17 protein-coding genes are annotated in these 15,189 nt (G+C 55.0%); 6 read left to right on the plus strand and 11 right to left on the minus strand.

The window, feature by feature from the left end:
• Window positions 1-2: 2 nt before the first annotated feature.
• The 5 genes from OU789_RS15755 to dapD form a co-directional block, all read right to left on the minus strand.
• Entirely contained in the window at window positions 3-620 is a 618-nt protein-coding gene (locus tag OU789_RS15755) for a TIGR04282 family arsenosugar biosynthesis glycosyltransferase (protein ID WP_274656643.1), read from the minus strand.
• Window positions 617-1,039 carry a GNAT family N-acetyltransferase gene (locus OU789_RS15760; RefSeq protein WP_274656645.1) on the minus strand — a complete coding sequence of 141 codons (423 nt, stop codon included), beginning with the start codon at window positions 1,037-1,039 and terminating at the stop codon, window positions 617-619. The genes OU789_RS15755 and OU789_RS15760 overlap by 4 nt, the downstream gene beginning before the upstream one ends.
• Entirely contained in the window at window positions 1,036-2,181 is a 1,146-nt protein-coding gene (dapE, locus tag OU789_RS15765; RefSeq protein ID WP_274656647.1) for a succinyl-diaminopimelate desuccinylase, read from the minus strand. Before dapE ends, OU789_RS15760 begins: the two co-directional genes overlap by 4 nt.
• Before the next feature lie 92 nt (window positions 2,182-2,273).
• On the minus strand, window positions 2,274-2,615 hold the full coding sequence (locus OU789_RS15770; RefSeq protein ID WP_263951867.1) for a hypothetical protein: 342 nt from the start codon (window positions 2,613-2,615) through the stop codon (window positions 2,274-2,276).
• Window positions 2,616-2,661: 46 nt separating this feature from the next.
• Window positions 2,662-3,489, minus strand: coding sequence for a 2,3,4,5-tetrahydropyridine-2,6-dicarboxylate N-succinyltransferase (gene dapD / locus OU789_RS15775; protein WP_274656649.1), 828 nt, complete (start codon window positions 3,487-3,489; stop codon window positions 2,662-2,664).
• Between the two features lie 89 nt (window positions 3,490-3,578).
• Here dapD and OU789_RS15780 point away from each other — a divergent pair, with 89 nt between their 5' ends.
• A complete protein-coding gene (locus OU789_RS15780; protein ID WP_274656651.1) occupies window positions 3,579-4,424 on the plus strand; it encodes an LOG family protein in 846 nt (281 codons plus the stop codon).
• A gap of 12 nt (window positions 4,425-4,436) precedes the next feature.
• On the opposite strand, the gene rlmN is transcribed toward OU789_RS15780, so the two are convergent.
• From rlmN to OU789_RS15795, 3 genes are all read right to left on the minus strand, one after another.
• Window positions 4,437-5,657 carry a 23S rRNA (adenine(2503)-C(2))-methyltransferase RlmN gene (rlmN, locus tag OU789_RS15785; protein ID WP_274656653.1) on the minus strand — a complete coding sequence of 407 codons (1,221 nt, stop codon included), beginning with the start codon at window positions 5,655-5,657 and terminating at the stop codon, window positions 4,437-4,439.
• A gap of 75 nt (window positions 5,658-5,732) precedes the next feature.
• The gene (locus tag OU789_RS15790) at window positions 5,733-5,918 is read right to left on the minus strand and encodes a hypothetical protein (protein WP_274656655.1); all 186 of its coding nucleotides are present in this window, start codon (window positions 5,916-5,918) and stop codon (window positions 5,733-5,735) included.
• A gap of 107 nt (window positions 5,919-6,025) precedes the next feature.
• A complete protein-coding gene (locus OU789_RS15795) occupies window positions 6,026-6,568 on the minus strand; it encodes an invasion associated locus B family protein (protein WP_274656657.1) in 543 nt (180 codons plus the stop codon).
• A 184-nt stretch (window positions 6,569-6,752) separates the two neighbouring features.
• Here OU789_RS15795 and OU789_RS15800 point away from each other — a divergent pair, with 184 nt between their 5' ends.
• A complete protein-coding gene (locus tag OU789_RS15800) occupies window positions 6,753-7,760 on the plus strand; it encodes an asparaginase (RefSeq protein WP_274656658.1) in 1,008 nt (335 codons plus the stop codon).
• An 11-nt stretch (window positions 7,761-7,771) separates the two neighbouring features.
• Here OU789_RS15800 and OU789_RS15805 read toward each other — a convergent pair whose 3' ends face one another.
• Window positions 7,772-8,530: a TSUP family transporter gene (locus OU789_RS15805; protein ID WP_263951860.1), complete on the minus strand. Its 759-nt coding sequence runs from the start codon at window positions 8,528-8,530 to the stop codon at window positions 7,772-7,774.
• Window positions 8,523-9,401: a phosphoserine phosphatase SerB gene (serB, locus tag OU789_RS15810; RefSeq protein ID WP_274656660.1), complete on the minus strand. Its 879-nt coding sequence runs from the start codon at window positions 9,399-9,401 to the stop codon at window positions 8,523-8,525. Before serB ends, OU789_RS15805 begins: the two co-directional genes overlap by 8 nt.
• A 156-nt stretch (window positions 9,402-9,557) precedes the next feature.
• Between serB and OU789_RS15815 the strand changes: the two genes are divergently transcribed.
• Both OU789_RS15815 and serA read left to right on the plus strand, forming a co-directional pair.
• A complete protein-coding gene (locus OU789_RS15815; protein WP_274656661.1) occupies window positions 9,558-10,700 on the plus strand; it encodes a phosphoserine transaminase in 1,143 nt (380 codons plus the stop codon).
• Window positions 10,701-10,780: 80 nt separating this feature from the next.
• Window positions 10,781-12,376, plus strand: a complete 1,596-nt coding sequence (serA, locus tag OU789_RS15820; protein ID WP_263951856.1) for a phosphoglycerate dehydrogenase — start codon at window positions 10,781-10,783, stop codon at window positions 12,374-12,376.
• Window positions 12,377-12,456: 80 nt separating this feature from the next.
• Here the strand turns inward: serA and OU789_RS15825 are convergent, their stop codons facing one another.
• Window positions 12,457-13,305, minus strand: a complete 849-nt coding sequence (locus tag OU789_RS15825) for an MBL fold metallo-hydrolase (RefSeq protein ID WP_274656663.1) — start codon at window positions 13,303-13,305, stop codon at window positions 12,457-12,459.
• Between the two features lie 167 nt (window positions 13,306-13,472).
• Here OU789_RS15825 and OU789_RS15830 point away from each other — a divergent pair, with 167 nt between their 5' ends.
• Both OU789_RS15830 and OU789_RS15835 read left to right on the plus strand, forming a co-directional pair.
• Complete coding sequence (locus OU789_RS15830; protein ID WP_263951854.1) at window positions 13,473-13,910, plus strand: MarR family winged helix-turn-helix transcriptional regulator; 438 nt, start codon at window positions 13,473-13,475, stop codon at window positions 13,908-13,910.
• 57 nt (window positions 13,911-13,967) lie between these two features.
• Window positions 13,968-15,143, plus strand: a complete 1,176-nt coding sequence (locus tag OU789_RS15835; RefSeq protein WP_274656665.1) for an acetyl-CoA C-acyltransferase family protein — start codon at window positions 13,968-13,970, stop codon at window positions 15,141-15,143.
• The last annotated feature ends 46 nt before the right edge of the window (window positions 15,144-15,189 follow it).

Genomic DNA, 15,189 nt, shown 5'->3' on the forward strand with positions numbered 1-15,189 from the left:
CACTAGCACGGGGAATTGGGCACGTCACGCATGGAGTTGCTTCGAAGGGCGCGGAGATCGTCCACGCTATCAACATCCTGTTTGGTTTCAATCATCGCAACCGAATAAGTGCCAAGCGATTTTAGCGTATCTGCAAGAGCGTGCTCACTTGACCAACGCACACCTTCGAACAGAGTGGCCGGTGGGCGCGCAACGCGCTTCAAACCGATGAGCCAATAGCCCCCGTCTGGCGCTGGTCCGATAACGGCTTGATGCTGTCCGAGCACCCAAAAAGCGGCTCTAATATTGGACCTTTTGATGTTTGGAATGTCCGCTCCAATAATCACAACTGGACCGGCTGGTAAGCCACGGAAAAGCCGCCCCATCCGATCACCGAGGTCGCCGCGCCCTTGCTGAATACGCTGAAACTGCGCAGGCCAAACGCGGCTCTTGGCTCCATCAACATCTGGAGAGACAGCAAGCAAAATTTGCCAATGCGGATCAGCCAACTCACGCAACAGCGACGAGACCTGATGCCTAAACCACCACGCGGCCCCAACCATGCCGATACCTCTGCCCAACCGCGTTTTCACCCGTCCGGGCCGTGGTTCTTTGAGCATGATCACGAGCGTTGGTTTCACAAAGGCCGCTCCATATCACGGTGCGGAATGCCAGCGTCGTCGTAAGGCTCTCCGTAGGCTTTGAACCCGAGCCGCTCATAGAATCCAATCGCGGAAACTTGCGCCGAAAGATAGGCTCTATTCAGGCCTGAATTGCCTTCAAACCGCGCAAGCCCTGCCTTGATCAAAGCTGCGCCCAAGCCCGTGCCCCGATGGCTTTTCGCAACGCATACGCGCCCGATTTTCCCCGTCTTTCCGTCGACAATCAAACGCGCCGTTCCAACTGGTTTTCCATCATCAACGGCAATCAGATGGAGAGCTTCTGCATCTAGATCATCGATCTCTTCATCAAAAGGAATACCTTGTTCACGAACAAACACTTCGATCCTAAGCGCAAGGCAGGCCTCGAGATCGTCTGTTTGTTCGATAAAAACCGTCATGCAAAATAGTCGTTCAGAACGCGGGCGTAGATAGATTTAAGACGGTTGATCTGGTCGATCTCAACGCATTCGTCTACCTGATGCATGGTTTTTCCAACAAGGCCAAACTCCACAACAGGACAGTGATCTTTTACGAACCGCGCATCTGAAGTACCGCCGGATGTCGAAAGTTCGGGGGTCACGCCCGTTTCTTCCGTCACCGCTTTGGCAACCATAGCCGAAAGCTCTCCGGGTGGAGTTACAAAACTTTCGCCCGAAACAGTGACCTTAACATCGATATCAACGCCAAACTCCTGCGCCACTTTATCGGCTTCGCTACGAAGCCATTCGTCAAGGCTTGCGCCGCTGTGCGTATCATTGAACCGAATATTTACGGTGCCTTTGCACGCCGCGGGGATAACGTTTGTCGCGGTATTTCCGGTATCAATAGTTGTGATCGCGAGGGTTGAGGCATCGAAATGGTCTGTGCCTTCATCGAGTGTATGGCTCGCCAACCGATCCATGAGCCGCGCCATTGCAGGCACAGGGTTCTTGGCACGATGCGGATAGGCCGAGTGCCCTTGCACGCCGTTGATTGTGAAATACGCGGTCAAGCTACCGCGACGTCCGATTTTCATCATATCACCAAGCACATTCGGCGATGTTGGCTCTCCGACAAGGCAAACCGACATTTTCTCGCCCGCCTGGGCCATGTAGTCCAGAAGCGCAGTCGTACCATCGATGGCGTCGCCTTCTTCGTCGCCAGTTATGGCAATTATAATGGCGCCGTCCGGTGGCGTATCTGTGACAAGGTCAATGGCCGCAGAAACAAAAGCTGCAACTCCGGATTTCATATCCGTCGCGCCACGACCATAAAGCCAGCCGTCTTTCACCTCGGCACCGAAGGGATCAACCGTCCAAGCAGCGAGATCGCCAACAGGGACAACATCGGTGTGCCCGTTAAACCCGAACGTCTTGTTTGCGCCGCGATGCCCCCAGCGCGCAAACAGATTGCTTACGCCACCACGATCCACCCGCGTGCATTCGAAACCAGCGTCTGACAGGAGCTTCTCAAGCAAGACAAGCGCGCCGCCTTCTTCTGGCGTCACCGAGGGGCAGCGGATCAAATCTGCGGTTAGGCTTACAGGGTCTGTGTTGGTCATGTCTGGTTCCTGTCTTTGCGGTTTGATACCCGCTCAGGCGTTGTGCATATACTGTCAAACTGGGCGATGAATTGCCCAGAACAGTGTCTAATTCAGTCGAAAAACGGAGTCGACTGCACGACGATAACGCTGTTTTCTTCTTTGGCGCGCGCCATAAGATCACGCTCTTCCTGAGAGATGTCGTGCCCCTCTTTGAGGCGCTCCTCAAGAGTGCCGTAGCCAGAGACATCAAGCGGAGCCATTTCAGCTTGCTTCAGGATCGCAACCGTTTCGCGAACGGCCTCGGCCTCATCCACACCGCTTGCGTAGACCATCAGCGCCGCGCCCGTTGCCTTTTCAGGTAAGCCGTCATTCTCGCTGCGGCCGACTTCAACCAGAAGCGTAAAGACTTTCTGGCGTGAGGATTTCTTTGATTTAGCGTTTTTTGCTGTCATGCGCCCCGCTTAGCAAGGCAGGGGCGCATGGTCAATGAATGCCGCGTTAGTCGCGAAGCAACTCGTTGATGCCTGTCTTGCTACGTGTCTTTGCATCGACGCGTTTAACGATCACTGCGCAATAGAGGTTAACGCCGTTTTTGCTTGGCATAGAGCCTGCGACCACAACAGAATATGGTGGAACTTCGCCATACATCACTTCGCCGGTTTCACGATCAACGATCTTGGTCGACTTGCCGATAAACACGCCCATGCCAAGAACAGAGCCTTCGCGGACGATGCAGCCCTCAACAACTTCAGAGCGCGCACCGATAAAGCAGTTGTCCTCGATGATGGTTGGGCCAGCTTGCATAGGCTCAAGAACGCCGCCGATGCCTACACCACCAGAGAGGTGTACGTTTTTGCCGATCTGCGCGCAGGATCCGACTGTTGCCCATGTATCAACCATGGTGCCCTCATCCACATAAGCGCCGAGGTTCACAAAGGATGGCATCAGGACAACGCCAGGTGCGATATAGGCGGATTTACGAACAACGCAGTTTGGAACAGCGCGGAAGCCCGCAGATTTCCATTCGTTCTCGCCCCAACCAAGGAACTTGCTGTCGACTTTATCCCACCAGCCGGAACCTTGCGGGCCGCCACTTTGTGGTTCCATATCTTTAATGCGGAATCCAAGAAGCACAGCTTTCTTGGCCCATTGGTTTACGTGCCATTCGCCATTGTCGCGCGGCTCGGCCACGCGCAGCGTACCGCCATCAAGTGCGGCAAGTGTCGCTTCGATCGCATCACGTTGTTCGCCTTTGGTGTCGGGCGTGATCGTGTCGCGCGCGTCCCATGCTGCTTCGATTGCGGTTTCCAGTTGTGCGTTAGACATGCGTAACCCTAATCCTCTATGGCGTCAGTTCGTTGAAGCATATAGACCGCTAAGGGTAAGCACGCAATGCAGGTTAGAGGAAACACCCGATGAACGACGACAGCCGCCGCCACCCTTTCCGAGACAGCCACCAAGATCGCGAGCAATCACACCATACGCCAGATACGCCGCAAACACGCTCTCCTGCCTATCGACTGGCCTTCGATGACAGCGATTTCATGTGCCGCGAAGAGTTGCGCCCTGTGCGACTTCAGCTTGAATTGCTCAAGCCGGAGATGGGCCTGGACGAGCACGGTATCAATTCAACCGTCGTTATGTTTGGCGGCGCGCGCATACCGGAACCCGCGAAAAAGGACACGGCGCGCACGAAAACGCTCGCGGATTTGTCCTGCTATTACGAGGAAGCGCGGGAATTTGCCCGTTTGATGACTTTGAAGTCGATGGAAACCGGAAACAAAGACAACGTGATCGTAACTGGCGGCGGGCCCGGCGTCATGGAAGCCGGCAGCCGCGGCGCGGTTGACGCGGGCGGCGTCTCTGTGGGCCTCAATATCGTGCTGCCCTTTGAGCAAGCCCCGAACGAATATGTGACACCGGAGCTTTGTTTTAACTTCCACTATTTCGCCATTCGCAAAATGCACTTCCTGATGCGCGCCAAAGCCATCACAGTGTTTCCAGGCGGGTTTGGCACGCTGGACGAGACATTCGAAGCCCTCACCCTCATTCAAACAGGTCGGATGGAGCCGGTTCCGTTCCTGCTCTTTGGCAAGGAATTCTGGGAAAAAATCATCAACTGGGAAGCTCTAGCAGAAGCCGGAACGATCTCTGCTGACGATCTTGATCTCTTCCGCTTTGTCGATACCGCGGCTGAAGCTGTTGAAGTGATCGAAAACTGGGATATCCAGCCCCCGAGAAAAGAAGTCCCGGGACGATAGTCAGGCTCTAATTCAGCCTAATCCCGCTTCTTTTTCGATCTGTTTCTTGCTTTTGCGGGCACGCTCTGTCTCTGATTTGAGCTGTCCGCATGCGGCCATAATATCCTCGCCCCGCGGACGACGGATCGGCGAGGAATAGCCCGCATTGTGTACGATATCCGCAAAGGCATGAATTCGGTTGTTGCTGCTCCGCTGATAAGGTGCACCCGGCCATTCGTTGAACGGAATAAGGTTGATCTTAGCAGGGATGCCTTCAATCAACTTCATCAGCCTGTGTGCGTCCTCGTCGCTGTCGTTCACATCCTTGAGCATCACATATTCAAAAGTGATCCGCTCGCTGTTGCTCACTTTCGGGTACGCCCGCAAAGCCTCCAAAAGAGCTTCGATATTCCAGCGTTTGTTGATCGGAACCAAGACATCGCGCACCTCGTCAGTAGTGGCGTGGAACGACACCGCAAGCTGGCATCCGATCTCTTCCGCGGTGCGCCAAATCTCGGGAACCACGCCGCTTGTTGAGAGGGTGATCCGACGGCGCGATAGTGAAATGCCCTCAGGGTCCATCGCAATTTTCATCGCGTCACGGACGTTCTCGAAATTATAGAGCGGCTCGCCCATGCCCATCAAAACGATGTTCGACAAGAGCCTAACCTTGGGCGGATTGGCCTCTCCGAGCTTGGGCCATTCGCCCAAATCATCCCGCGCGACCATAACTTGGCCGATGATTTCGGCGGCTGTCAGGTTCCGCACAAGCTTTTGTGTACCCGTGTGGCAGAACGTACATGTCAGCGTGCAACCAACCTGTGAGCTGACACAGAGCGTCCCGCGATCTGTTTCTGGGATATAAACGATCTCGACCTCATGGCCGCCCGCGATCCGCACCAAGTATTTACGCGTTCCATCCTCGGAAACTTGCTTGGTCACGACTTCGGGAACACGGATCTCGCATTTCTCCGCTAAGAGCGCGCGGTAATCCTTGGCCAGATTGCTCATCAGATCAAAGTCGCGCACGCCTTTTTGGTAAATCCACTGCCAAATTTGCCCAGCGCGCATTTTGGCTTGCTTTTCTTTGGTGCCAATCTCGATCAACGCCTCGCGCAACGCTGGGCGCGTCAGCCCAACAAGGTTGATCTTGTCGGTCGCTTCAACTTTGCGAGGAAACGTGCGCACGTCTTGTGTGACCGGCGCAGTTGGCGCGGATTTGGGGGCGTCACCCTTGGGGCTGGAATCAGTCATGGCAGGTCTCCGAAAACTCAAGCGCGCGTCATACAGGGGATTTTCGCAAAAGCCAAATCACGCCTTTCGGAAATACTAACAGAGCAGGTCGCCGATGTCCTCGTCATACATCAGAACTTCGCAACGCGCTTCAACCTCGGCCAACTCGCCGCCCATGCACTCGACATAAGCCAGCCCTGTAGAGTCTCGCGCAACAGAACAAAGCTGCTCGACCGGCCAAAGCTCGGGCGAACAGGAAATTTCAATGTCAGGTCCAATCACAACGATTTCACAGCGGCGCGAAATGTCGCCCAGCGAAAACTCAAAGCCGTCGATGTTCTGAGCATACCCTGCGCTCGAAAGCGCAGGAATAGAGCCACATATAGCGATTAAGAGCCGCAGCGTTTTTCAGCTTCTTCAATCGCTGCCGTAAAGCCAAGAAGGCTAAACGTGTCTTGTGTGACTGTTCCGCGTGTTGAGCGGCCTGTGACAATCGCGGACGTACCGCGCTTCATCGCAGTTACGATTTTCTTGTCGTCGCCTGATGTCGCGGGCCAAGCATTCTCATCTTTTGTAAAGAACTCGAACGTTGACTCTCCGACCTTCACACTGACGGTGGAGCCGTTTGCAAAGGGATATCCGCCGGTAAAGGAAACTTCACCGTCAACATTTGATCCCGGACGGTATGTCACGAACAAGAGGATATCACTCCGACGCACAGCAACAACGCGACCGTCTTTCTTGTTCACGGTTTCTTTTGGCGCGGACACAACCCAGCATTCTGTCGGATCATCTTCGACAAAAACGCTCCAGTCGGTGTTGGTTGCAACGCGGTTCTCCGAGGATTGCGCAAATGCAGCGCCGCCCGCAACAGTGGCCAATGCGGCGCTCCCGATAATAGCGCTCCGAAAATTTGCAATAAGTGAATTCATCTCTCACAGCCTCCGGACTGTAGGGCCTCAATTTATGCAGGGCGCTATCTCTCTCTGGTGACTTTTGCGCTGGCCTGCTGATTTCAATCTCGATAAGCCTAGTCTATCCGTATTCGGAACCGGTTTAAAAGCCCCGTTCGTGCAATTTTACGTCCAAGACAATCACGTTTTTTAGGAGTGGCCCATGAAACTAACAGAGAACGCACCGGTAACGCTGGCCGAGATCTGGCGCGGCGAGATATTGGAGTCGATCCATACGGGCCACGCCGTTGTCTGTGACGAGCGCGGAGAAATCATCGAGGCGTGGGGGGAGCCAGATCAAATCATCTTCCCGCGAAGCTCTTGCAAGATGATTCAGGCTCTACCTCTGCTGGATTCGGGCGCTGCCGATCAGGCTTCGCTTGGAACAGAGCAGCTTGCCCTTGCCTGCGCGAGCCATCAGGGCGCGGCAATGCATGTAACCCGCGTGAAATCTTGGCTTGAGGCGTTGGGATATGACGATAGTGATTTGCGCTGCGGCCCACAGCTTGCACCTGACATCGAAGAGCGTAATCGCTTGATCCGTGCCCATGAGGAGCCTTGCCAGTGCCACAACAACTGTTCTGGCAAACACGCAGGTTTCTTGACGCTGAATAAGCACATGGGCGGCGAGGCAGAATATGTGGAGCCGGATCATCCTCTGCAAATCGCGGTCAAAGACGCCTTTGAAGAAGTCACTCAAGAAACGAGCCCTGGCTTTGGCATCGACGGATGTAGCGCGCCGAACTTTGCGACCTCTGTGCATGGTTTGGCTCGATCCATGGCGTTTTTCGCAGCGGCGCGTGAAGGTACAGGAACGCGCGAGACAAGCGCGGCGCGCCTTGTAGAAGCAATGGTTACCCATCCAGAATTGGTTGCCGGAACAACGCGCGCTTGCACAGAGTTAATGCAGGCCATGGGAGGCAGGGTTGCGATCAAGACTGGCGCAGATGGCGTGTTTACCGCAATCCTTCCCGAGCAAAAGCTTGGTGTCGCGCTTAAGGTTACTGATGGCGCAACCCGCGCGAGCGAATGCGCGATAGCAGCCATTCTGGTGAAACTCGGCGTGTTGGATGCCAACCATCCGGCGACTCTGCGCCGAATGAATGCACCCATGGTGAATCGTCGCGGTATTAAGGCGGCCTCAATCAAGCCCGGATCGGCTCTAGTCTAGCTTAACAAGCCCTAAAACCAGTCCCAAATCAGGCGCGCGGCGAGGGCAGCCGACGTGACAACAAGCAGTGGCTTAATCACCCGTGCGCCAACTTTTACCGCAAGTTTAGAGCCGACCTGCGCGCCTGCAATCTGCGCCGCGCCCATGGCAAGCCCCGTAAACCACCACGGCGTCGCCACGGCAGAAAATGCAACGATTGCGCCAAGGTTAGAGGCGAAGTTCAGCAGTTTGGTATGCGCCGTCGCTTTTAATACGCCATACCCAGCAAGCGTCACGAACGCGATCATGAAGAACGAGCCGGTTCCTGGCCCCAAGAGCCCATCATAGGCCGCAATCAACGGGATCATCACAACGGTAAATACCGGAATAGACATGCGCCGAACGCGATCCACATCATCAAGCCCCGGCTTAAGAGCAAAAAACAACGCTATCGCCACCATCAAGAAAGGCAGAACAATCTTGATCCAATCCACCGGTATATAGGCAACCAGCAACGCGCCGCAGAAAGACGCGACGAAAGACAAGGCCGCAGGACCAATTTGCTCGTGCAGGTTCACTTGCCCCGCGCGGGCATAGGAAAGCGCGGCCGTTCCCGCGCCGAAAACACCCTGAACCTTGTTGGTCGAAAGTGCCTCGATCGGCGATGCGCCCGACAAAAGCAAAACAGGCACCGTTATCAGCCCGCCACCGCCAGCGATGGCATCAACAAATCCGGCACAAAATCCAGCAAGTATTAGAAGCGCAAGAAGCTCGAGCCCGACTTCAAACACCTTTAAATTCGTCCTTGCTGTAACCTTGGATATAGAGAAGCGCCGTCAGGTCGCCGTGATTGATACGAATATCACATTCCGCAGCAACGCTCGGTTTTGCATGAAGCGCAACGCCAGAGCCTGCGCGGCCGAGCATCCCGAGATCATTCGCGCCGTCGCCCACTGCCATTACATCGGCCTCGGAGATACCAAGGCGCGCGGTGATCTGCTCAAGCGCATCTACCTTTGCCTGCCGACCAAGGATCGGCGTTCCGACTTCACCAGTTAGAACACCGTCTTTTACAATAAGCGTGTTTGCACGGTTTTCGTCAAAGCCGAGTTCAGAGGCAACTTTGCTCGTAAACGCCGTGAACCCGCCCGAAACAAGAGCAGCAAATGCCCCCGCATCCTTCATCGTTGCCAACAGCGCTCGGCCGCCTGGCATTAGAGTGATGCGCGTTTGAAGGACGCGTTCGATTACACTTGCTTCTAATCCCTTAAGCAGCCCAACGCGTTCGCGCAGCGCCCCGTCGAAATCCAACTCGCCATTCATCGCGCGCGCAGTAATGTCCGCAACGCGTGGGCCAACACCTGCTTCGTCGGCCAATTCATCGATACACTCTTGCTGGATCATCGTGCTGTCCATATCAGCAAGCAGCATCTTTTTCACGCGCCCCTCACGCGGCTGCACCACCAGATCAACACCGATGCTTTGAAGGCTTTCCCATACATCCCAAAGGTTGCTTGGCTTCTCGCCCAGCGCAAATTCTGCCGCTTCACCAACTGCCAGCCAGATCGCATCCCCGCCACCCCATGCATTGCGCAGCGACTCGACGGTCTCGCGGCTCAGCGATGGATTTTCAGGGTTGGTCAGTAGCGTTGCAATATACATGGGAAGTTTCCGATAGTGGACGCGTTGCGCAAGTTTTGTGATCTACGGCGCCGATTATCGCAATTTTACGGCTTGCGCCACCCCGTTCACCTCTCTAAGTCCGTCCGTGGGACACCCTTCCCCAACGAAGGGCATATATCTGTGAGGATAGCATCAATGGTTACGAATACCCCGGCCACGCGGCCGGCAAATCCGCGTTTTTCTTCTGGCCCCTGCGCCAAACCTTCCACATGGACATTGGAATCACTTGCTGACGCGCCTCTTGGCCGCTCGCATCGTGCTGCCATCGGCAAGGAAAAGCTTAAGGCTGCAATCGAAGGAACGCGTGAAGTTCTTGGAATTCCTGCGGACTACAAAATTGGCATCGTTCCGGCGTCTGATACCGGCGCAATGGAAATGGCGATGTGGTCGCTCCTTGGCGAACGCCCTGCGGAAATGGTTGCGTGGGAAAGCTTTGGTTCGGGTTGGGTCACTGATGTTGTCAAACAGCTCAAGATCGAAGCGACCGCGCATGTGGCGGATTACGGCGAAATCGTCGATATGGCTGCGCTGAACTATGATAATGACGTTGTCTTTACATGGAACGGCACAACATCCGGCGTTCGGATGCCCAATGGCGATGCAATCCCTGCGGACCGTGCTGGCCTCACCATCTGTGATGCAACTTCGGCTGCATTCGCGATGGACCTGCCATGGGACAAGCTCGATGTCACCACATTCAGCTGGCAAAAAGTGCTCGGCGGCGAAGCGGCGCACGGCGTTCTTATCCTGTCGCCACGCGCAGTTGAGCGGCTCGAAAGCTATACGCCTGCGTGGCCCCTCCCCAAGATTTTCCGCCTGACCAAAGGTGGCAAACTGATCGAGGGTATCTTTACGGGTGCAACGATCAACACGCCGTCGATGCTCTGCGTTGAAGATTACCTCGTGGCGCTTGATTGGGCCCGCGCCCAAGGCGGCCTTAAGGGTCTAATTGCCCGCGCCGAAGCCAACACAGCCGAGGTAAGCAAATTCGTTGACGCGCACGATTGGATCGAGTTCCTCGCAACTGATCCGGCCACGCGCTCGACAACTTCGGTTTGCCTTAAGTTCACAGACGAGCGGATCAAAGATGGCGCGGCTTTTGCCAAAGCTGTTGCAAAGCGGCTCGAGAACGAAGGCGTTGCGCTTGATATCGGCGCCTATCGTGACGCGCCAGCTGGCCTTCGTATCTGGTGTGGCGGCACGATTGAAGCCTCCGATGTGGCAGCGCTAATGCCGTGGCTTGACTGGGCGTTCAACGCCGAAATCGAAGCACAGTAATTCCGGTGGGCCAAGCGGCCCGCCTCTCCCCCTTATTTTCGCGCATAGAACGCGCAACCGAAAAGCAAAGGAGCCTCAACATGGCACCCAAAGTTCTCGTTTCCGACAAGCTCTCTGAAACTGCTGTTCAGATTTTCCGTGACCGTGGCATCGACGTTGATTTCGAGCCTAACCTTGGCAAAGACAAAGATGCGCTCCTCGCCAAGATCAAAGATTACGACGGCCTCGCAATCCGCTCGGCGACCAAAGTAACCGAAAAAATTCTCGACGCTGCCGACAATCTCAAAGTCGTTGCCCGCGCTGGTATCGGTGTTGATAACGTCGACATCCCTGCAGCGTCCAAGAAAGGTGTGATCGTGATGAACACGCCTTTCGGCAACATGATCACAACCGCCGAGCACGCAATTGCGATGATGTTCGCAGTAGCGCGCCAGATTCCAGAAGCGTCCGCCAGCACCCACGCAGGAAAATGGGAAAAGTCGAAGTTCATGGGTGTTGAGCTTACGAACAAAACGCTCGGTGTTATCGGCGCAGGCAACATCGGCGGCATCGTTTGCGACCGTGCGGTTGGCCTGAAAATGAGAGTGATCGCTTATGATCCCTTCCTCTCCGAAGAGCGCGCCGCCAAACTTGGCGTAACCAAGGTTGAGCTTGACGAACTGCTTGAGCGTTCCGATTTCATCACCCTGCACGTTCCTGCAACAGATGCCACCCGAGGCATGATCAACGCCGAAGCCATCGCCAAGATGAAAAAAGGTGTGCGCATTATCAACTGTGCGCGTGGAGGCCTTGTGATCGAAGAAGATCTGGCAGAGGCGCTGAAATCTGGCCACGTTGCGGGCGCGGCCTTTGACGTGTTTGAGGTTGAGCCCGCCAAGGACAGCCCGCTCTTTAACCTTCCGAACGTTGTCTGCACACCGCACCTCGGCGCCTCTACAACTGAAGCGCAGGAAAACGTGGCCCTGCAAGTTGCAGAGCAAATGTCGGATTACCTGCTGACCGGAGCCGTGACCAACGCGCTCAACATGCCATCCGTGACTGCCGAAGAAGCCAAGATCATGGGACCGTGGGTTAAACTTGCGGAGAACCTCGGCGCGTTTATCGGTCAGCTTACAGACGAGCCGATCAAAGCGATCAACATCACATATGATGGCGCCGTTGCCGAAATGAACCTCGCCGCTCTCGAGTGTGCTGCAATTGCTGGCATCATGCAGAGCACAAACCCAGATGTGAACATGGTCTCTGCGCCAGTTATCGCAAAAGACCGCGGCATCAAGATCAGCAAAACCACGCAGGAACAAACCGGCGCATTTGATGCTTATATCAAGATGACCGTCGTCACCGATCTGCGCGAGCGGTCTATTGCAGGCACCGTGTTCAGCGATGGCAAGCCACGCTTCATCCAGATCAAAGGCATCAACATCGACGCCGAAGTTGGCGAGCACATGCTCTACACCACCAACCAAGACGCTCCGGGCATCATCGGGACGCTGGGCGGCATCATGGGTAAGAACGGCGTTAACATCGCTAACTTTACCCTCGGCCGTTCCGAGCAAGGCGGTGACGCAATCGCGCTGCTCTATGTTGATGGCAAAGTGAACGAAACTCTTATCAAAGAGCTTTGCGATACCGGACTATTCCAGTCTGTGAAACCGCTGGAGTTTGATGTTGCCTAGGCCCACCGGCAACTGAAATTCAGTGAGGCCCGTCGGTTTAATCCGGCGGGCTTTTTCGTTTTAAGCCATATTAGTGCCGCTTAGTAACGTATCTCTACACCGTCAAAACCAATTGTGAGCGCCCCATCCCAAGAGGTGCGCACCGCCTTCTCCCAATCTTTGAAGCTGAAATCCGGATCATCCGCGGGCACCAAATGATGCAAGGCCAAATGCTTGCACTTTGCAGCGGTCGCGATCTTGCCAACGTCTTCTGCGACCGTGTGACTTGCCATTAGATGCGCACGCAATCGATCGGCGCTGCCCGTTCGGGCAACCAATGCGTCCACACCTTCGGCAAGCATCGCCTCGTGTATCAACAAATCACTACCTTCGGCAAATTTGGAAAGTGGCTCGAAATAAGCCGTATCAGCCGAAAACGTCACGCGTTTTCCATTGGCCTCAAACCGCAACGCGAAACAATCCGTGACAGGTGGATGATCAACACGCAGCGCGGTGGTCGATACAGGAGAGCCAGCAATTTCACCTTCACCATACTCGACAATCTGAACCAACTCCTCAAGTGGTCTGCGCCCCTCATCCGCCACGCGAAGTGCGTTATCAAAGCTCATCGATTGCAAGAAACCCGCGAAATAGGCTCGCGTTCCCTCTGGGCCGAACACGGTCACCTCCTGTGCCAATCCCGTCGTCCATGCGGTGTGGATTAATGGCCCAAGCTCCAAGAGATGATCCGAATGCAGATGCGTGATAAAAATCGTTTCCAGTTCTTTAAGGCTCATTCCCGCATTCACGAGCCCTCTCGCAACGCCAAGGCCGCAATCGACGACGATGCGCTTGCCGTCCATCTCAAGCAGAGAGGAGGTGGGCATTGGCCCATTTGGGCGAATAGCTGGCCCGCCTTTTGTCCCAAGCAACACAACTCTATCGCCCATCATTCTCTCCCTGTTATGCATGAATAGGCTCTATTTCACACCCAACGCTCACGCATATGCAAACCATCTTGTTCTACTATTCCCGCAAGTCGTTTCATTCGCAAGAATTCTTGAAAACTCGTGTATACTCGTGCAAACAGATATAAATCCCCGAGAAAGGCCGCCCCTTGACCGATTTGAACCTGAAAGAGTTTTTGCCCTATCAGCTTGCCGTTCTGTCGGCAAAGATCAGTCAGGAATTCTCTGAAATCTATCAAGACCGATTTGGGATCACCATTCCCGAATGGCGCATCCTTGCGCATCTTTCACAACAATCCGAACCACTAAGTGTGCGTGAGATTCACAAGATGGTTCATATGGATAAGTCAAAGATAAGCCGCGCCGCAGCGCGTCTCGAAAAACGTGGATTGATCAACAAGCTTGTTAGCGAAACGGATCGCCGTTTGGTCGAATTGTCTCTAACGCCTGACGGCCGCACAATGATCGACGAAATTACACCACTTGCGCTCGAGTATGAGGAAGCGGTCCTCGCATCACTCGGTGACAGCCCGGACTCCTTCCGCAAAGCCATTGCTGATCTTTTGGCAGCCAGAGACGCTGCGTAATCCTTTTCGGGTCATTTTCGGGTGCTAGACTTCCTCAAAATCAATGAGGAGCCCGACATGACAGACATCGTAATTCTAGGCAGCGCGCGCACAGCTATCGGCGGGTTCGGCAAGAGCCTTGCCGGAGTGTCCCCAGCGGACCTTGGAACTGTCGTCGCCAAAGAGGCCATGTCCCGCGCCAACGTCGAACCGGCCCAAATCGGTACCGTTGCCATGGGCCATGTGATCAACACAGAACCCCGCGACATGTACATCAGCCGCGTCGCCGCCATGCAGGCTGGCATTCCTGACAGCGTTCCTGCGATGAACGTCAACCGGCTCTGCGGCTCTGGCGTTCAGGCTCAAATCTCTGCAATTCAGTCTCTAATGCTGGGGGATTGCGATTTTGCCCTAGCTGGCGGAGCAGAAAGCATGAGCCGCGCGCCCTACATCCTTCCGTCTGCGCGCTGGGGCAGCAAAATGGGCGACGCTGTTGCGCAGGACATGATGCTTGGCGCGCTGAATTGCCCGTTTGGTACGGGGCACATGGGCGTAACCGCCGAAAACGTTGCAAGCGAATTCGGCATCACACGCGAAGAACAAGACGCCTTCGCTCTAAGAAGCCAAACCAATGCAATTGCAGCTCAAAATGCCGGTTACTTCAAGGACCAGATCGTTCCTGTAGAGATTAAGGTCAAACGCCAGACAGTCCTCTTCGACACAGACGAGCATCCCCGCGCGACGACACTAGATGATCTCGCCAAGTTGCGACCCGTATTCCAAAAAGAAGGCTCTGTTACAGCCGGAAACGCCTCTGGCATCAATGATGGGGCCGCTGCTATCATCTATGCAACCGCAAATGCCGCAGAGAAAGCTGGCCTCACTCCGAAGGCACGCGTACTTGGCTATGGGCTTGGTGGTGTAAGGCCGGAAGTGATGGGGATCGGACCGATTCCGGCAGTTCAAAACCTTCTTGAGCGTACGGGTTTGAGCATTGCTGATTTCGACGTGATCGAGAGCAACGAAGCCTTCGCCAGCCAAGCGCTTGCCGTCGCCAAGGAACTTGGCATGAACCCAGATGTCGTTAATCCAAACGGTGGCGCGATCGCGCTCGGTCACCCTGTTGGTGCGACAGGCGCGATTATTACCGTCAAAGCCCTCTATGAGTTGGAAAGAATCGGTGGCAAGCGCGCGCTTATCACGATGTGCATCGGTGGTGGCCAAGGGATCGCATTGGCAATTGAACGGCTCTAATCCGGCTTAAATTACGAATTTCTTGCGAGGCGTGCAGCAGTTGTTG

Source organism: Halocynthiibacter sp. C4 (assembly GCF_028823805.1).
Lineage (GTDB): Bacteria > Pseudomonadota > Alphaproteobacteria > Rhodobacterales > Rhodobacteraceae > Falsihalocynthiibacter > Falsihalocynthiibacter halioticoli.

Excerpts from the sequence above, each read along its gene's own strand:
- OU789_RS15760 (WP_274656645.1), bottom strand. The coding sequence starts at position 1,039 with ATGACGGTTTTTATCGAACAAACAGACGATCTCGAGGCCTGCCTTGCG.
- dapE (WP_274656647.1), bottom strand. The coding sequence starts at position 2,181 with ATGACCAACACAGACCCTGTAAGCCTAACCGCAGATTTGATCCGCTGC.
- OU789_RS15770 (WP_263951867.1), bottom strand. The coding sequence starts at position 2,615 with ATGACAGCAAAAAACGCTAAATCAAAGAAATCCTCACGCCAGAAAGTC.
- dapD (WP_274656649.1), bottom strand. The coding sequence starts at position 3,489 with ATGTCTAACGCACAACTGGAAACCGCAATCGAAGCAGCATGGGACGCG.
- OU789_RS15780 (WP_274656651.1), top strand. The coding sequence starts at position 3,579 with ATGAACGACGACAGCCGCCGCCACCCTTTCCGAGACAGCCACCAAGAT.
- rlmN (WP_274656653.1), bottom strand. The coding sequence starts at position 5,657 with ATGACTGATTCCAGCCCCAAGGGTGACGCCCCCAAATCCGCGCCAACT.
- OU789_RS15795 (WP_274656657.1), bottom strand. The coding sequence starts at position 6,568 with ATGAATTCACTTATTGCAAATTTTCGGAGCGCTATTATCGGGAGCGCC.
- OU789_RS15800 (WP_274656658.1), top strand. The coding sequence starts at position 6,753 with ATGAAACTAACAGAGAACGCACCGGTAACGCTGGCCGAGATCTGGCGC.
- serB (WP_274656660.1), bottom strand. The coding sequence starts at position 9,401 with ATGTATATTGCAACGCTACTGACCAACCCTGAAAATCCATCGCTGAGC.
- OU789_RS15815 (WP_274656661.1), top strand. The coding sequence starts at position 9,558 with ATGGTTACGAATACCCCGGCCACGCGGCCGGCAAATCCGCGTTTTTCT.
- serA (WP_263951856.1), top strand. The coding sequence starts at position 10,781 with ATGGCACCCAAAGTTCTCGTTTCCGACAAGCTCTCTGAAACTGCTGTT.
- OU789_RS15825 (WP_274656663.1), bottom strand. The coding sequence starts at position 13,305 with ATGGGCGATAGAGTTGTGTTGCTTGGGACAAAAGGCGGGCCAGCTATT.
- OU789_RS15835 (WP_274656665.1), top strand. The coding sequence starts at position 13,968 with ATGACAGACATCGTAATTCTAGGCAGCGCGCGCACAGCTATCGGCGGG.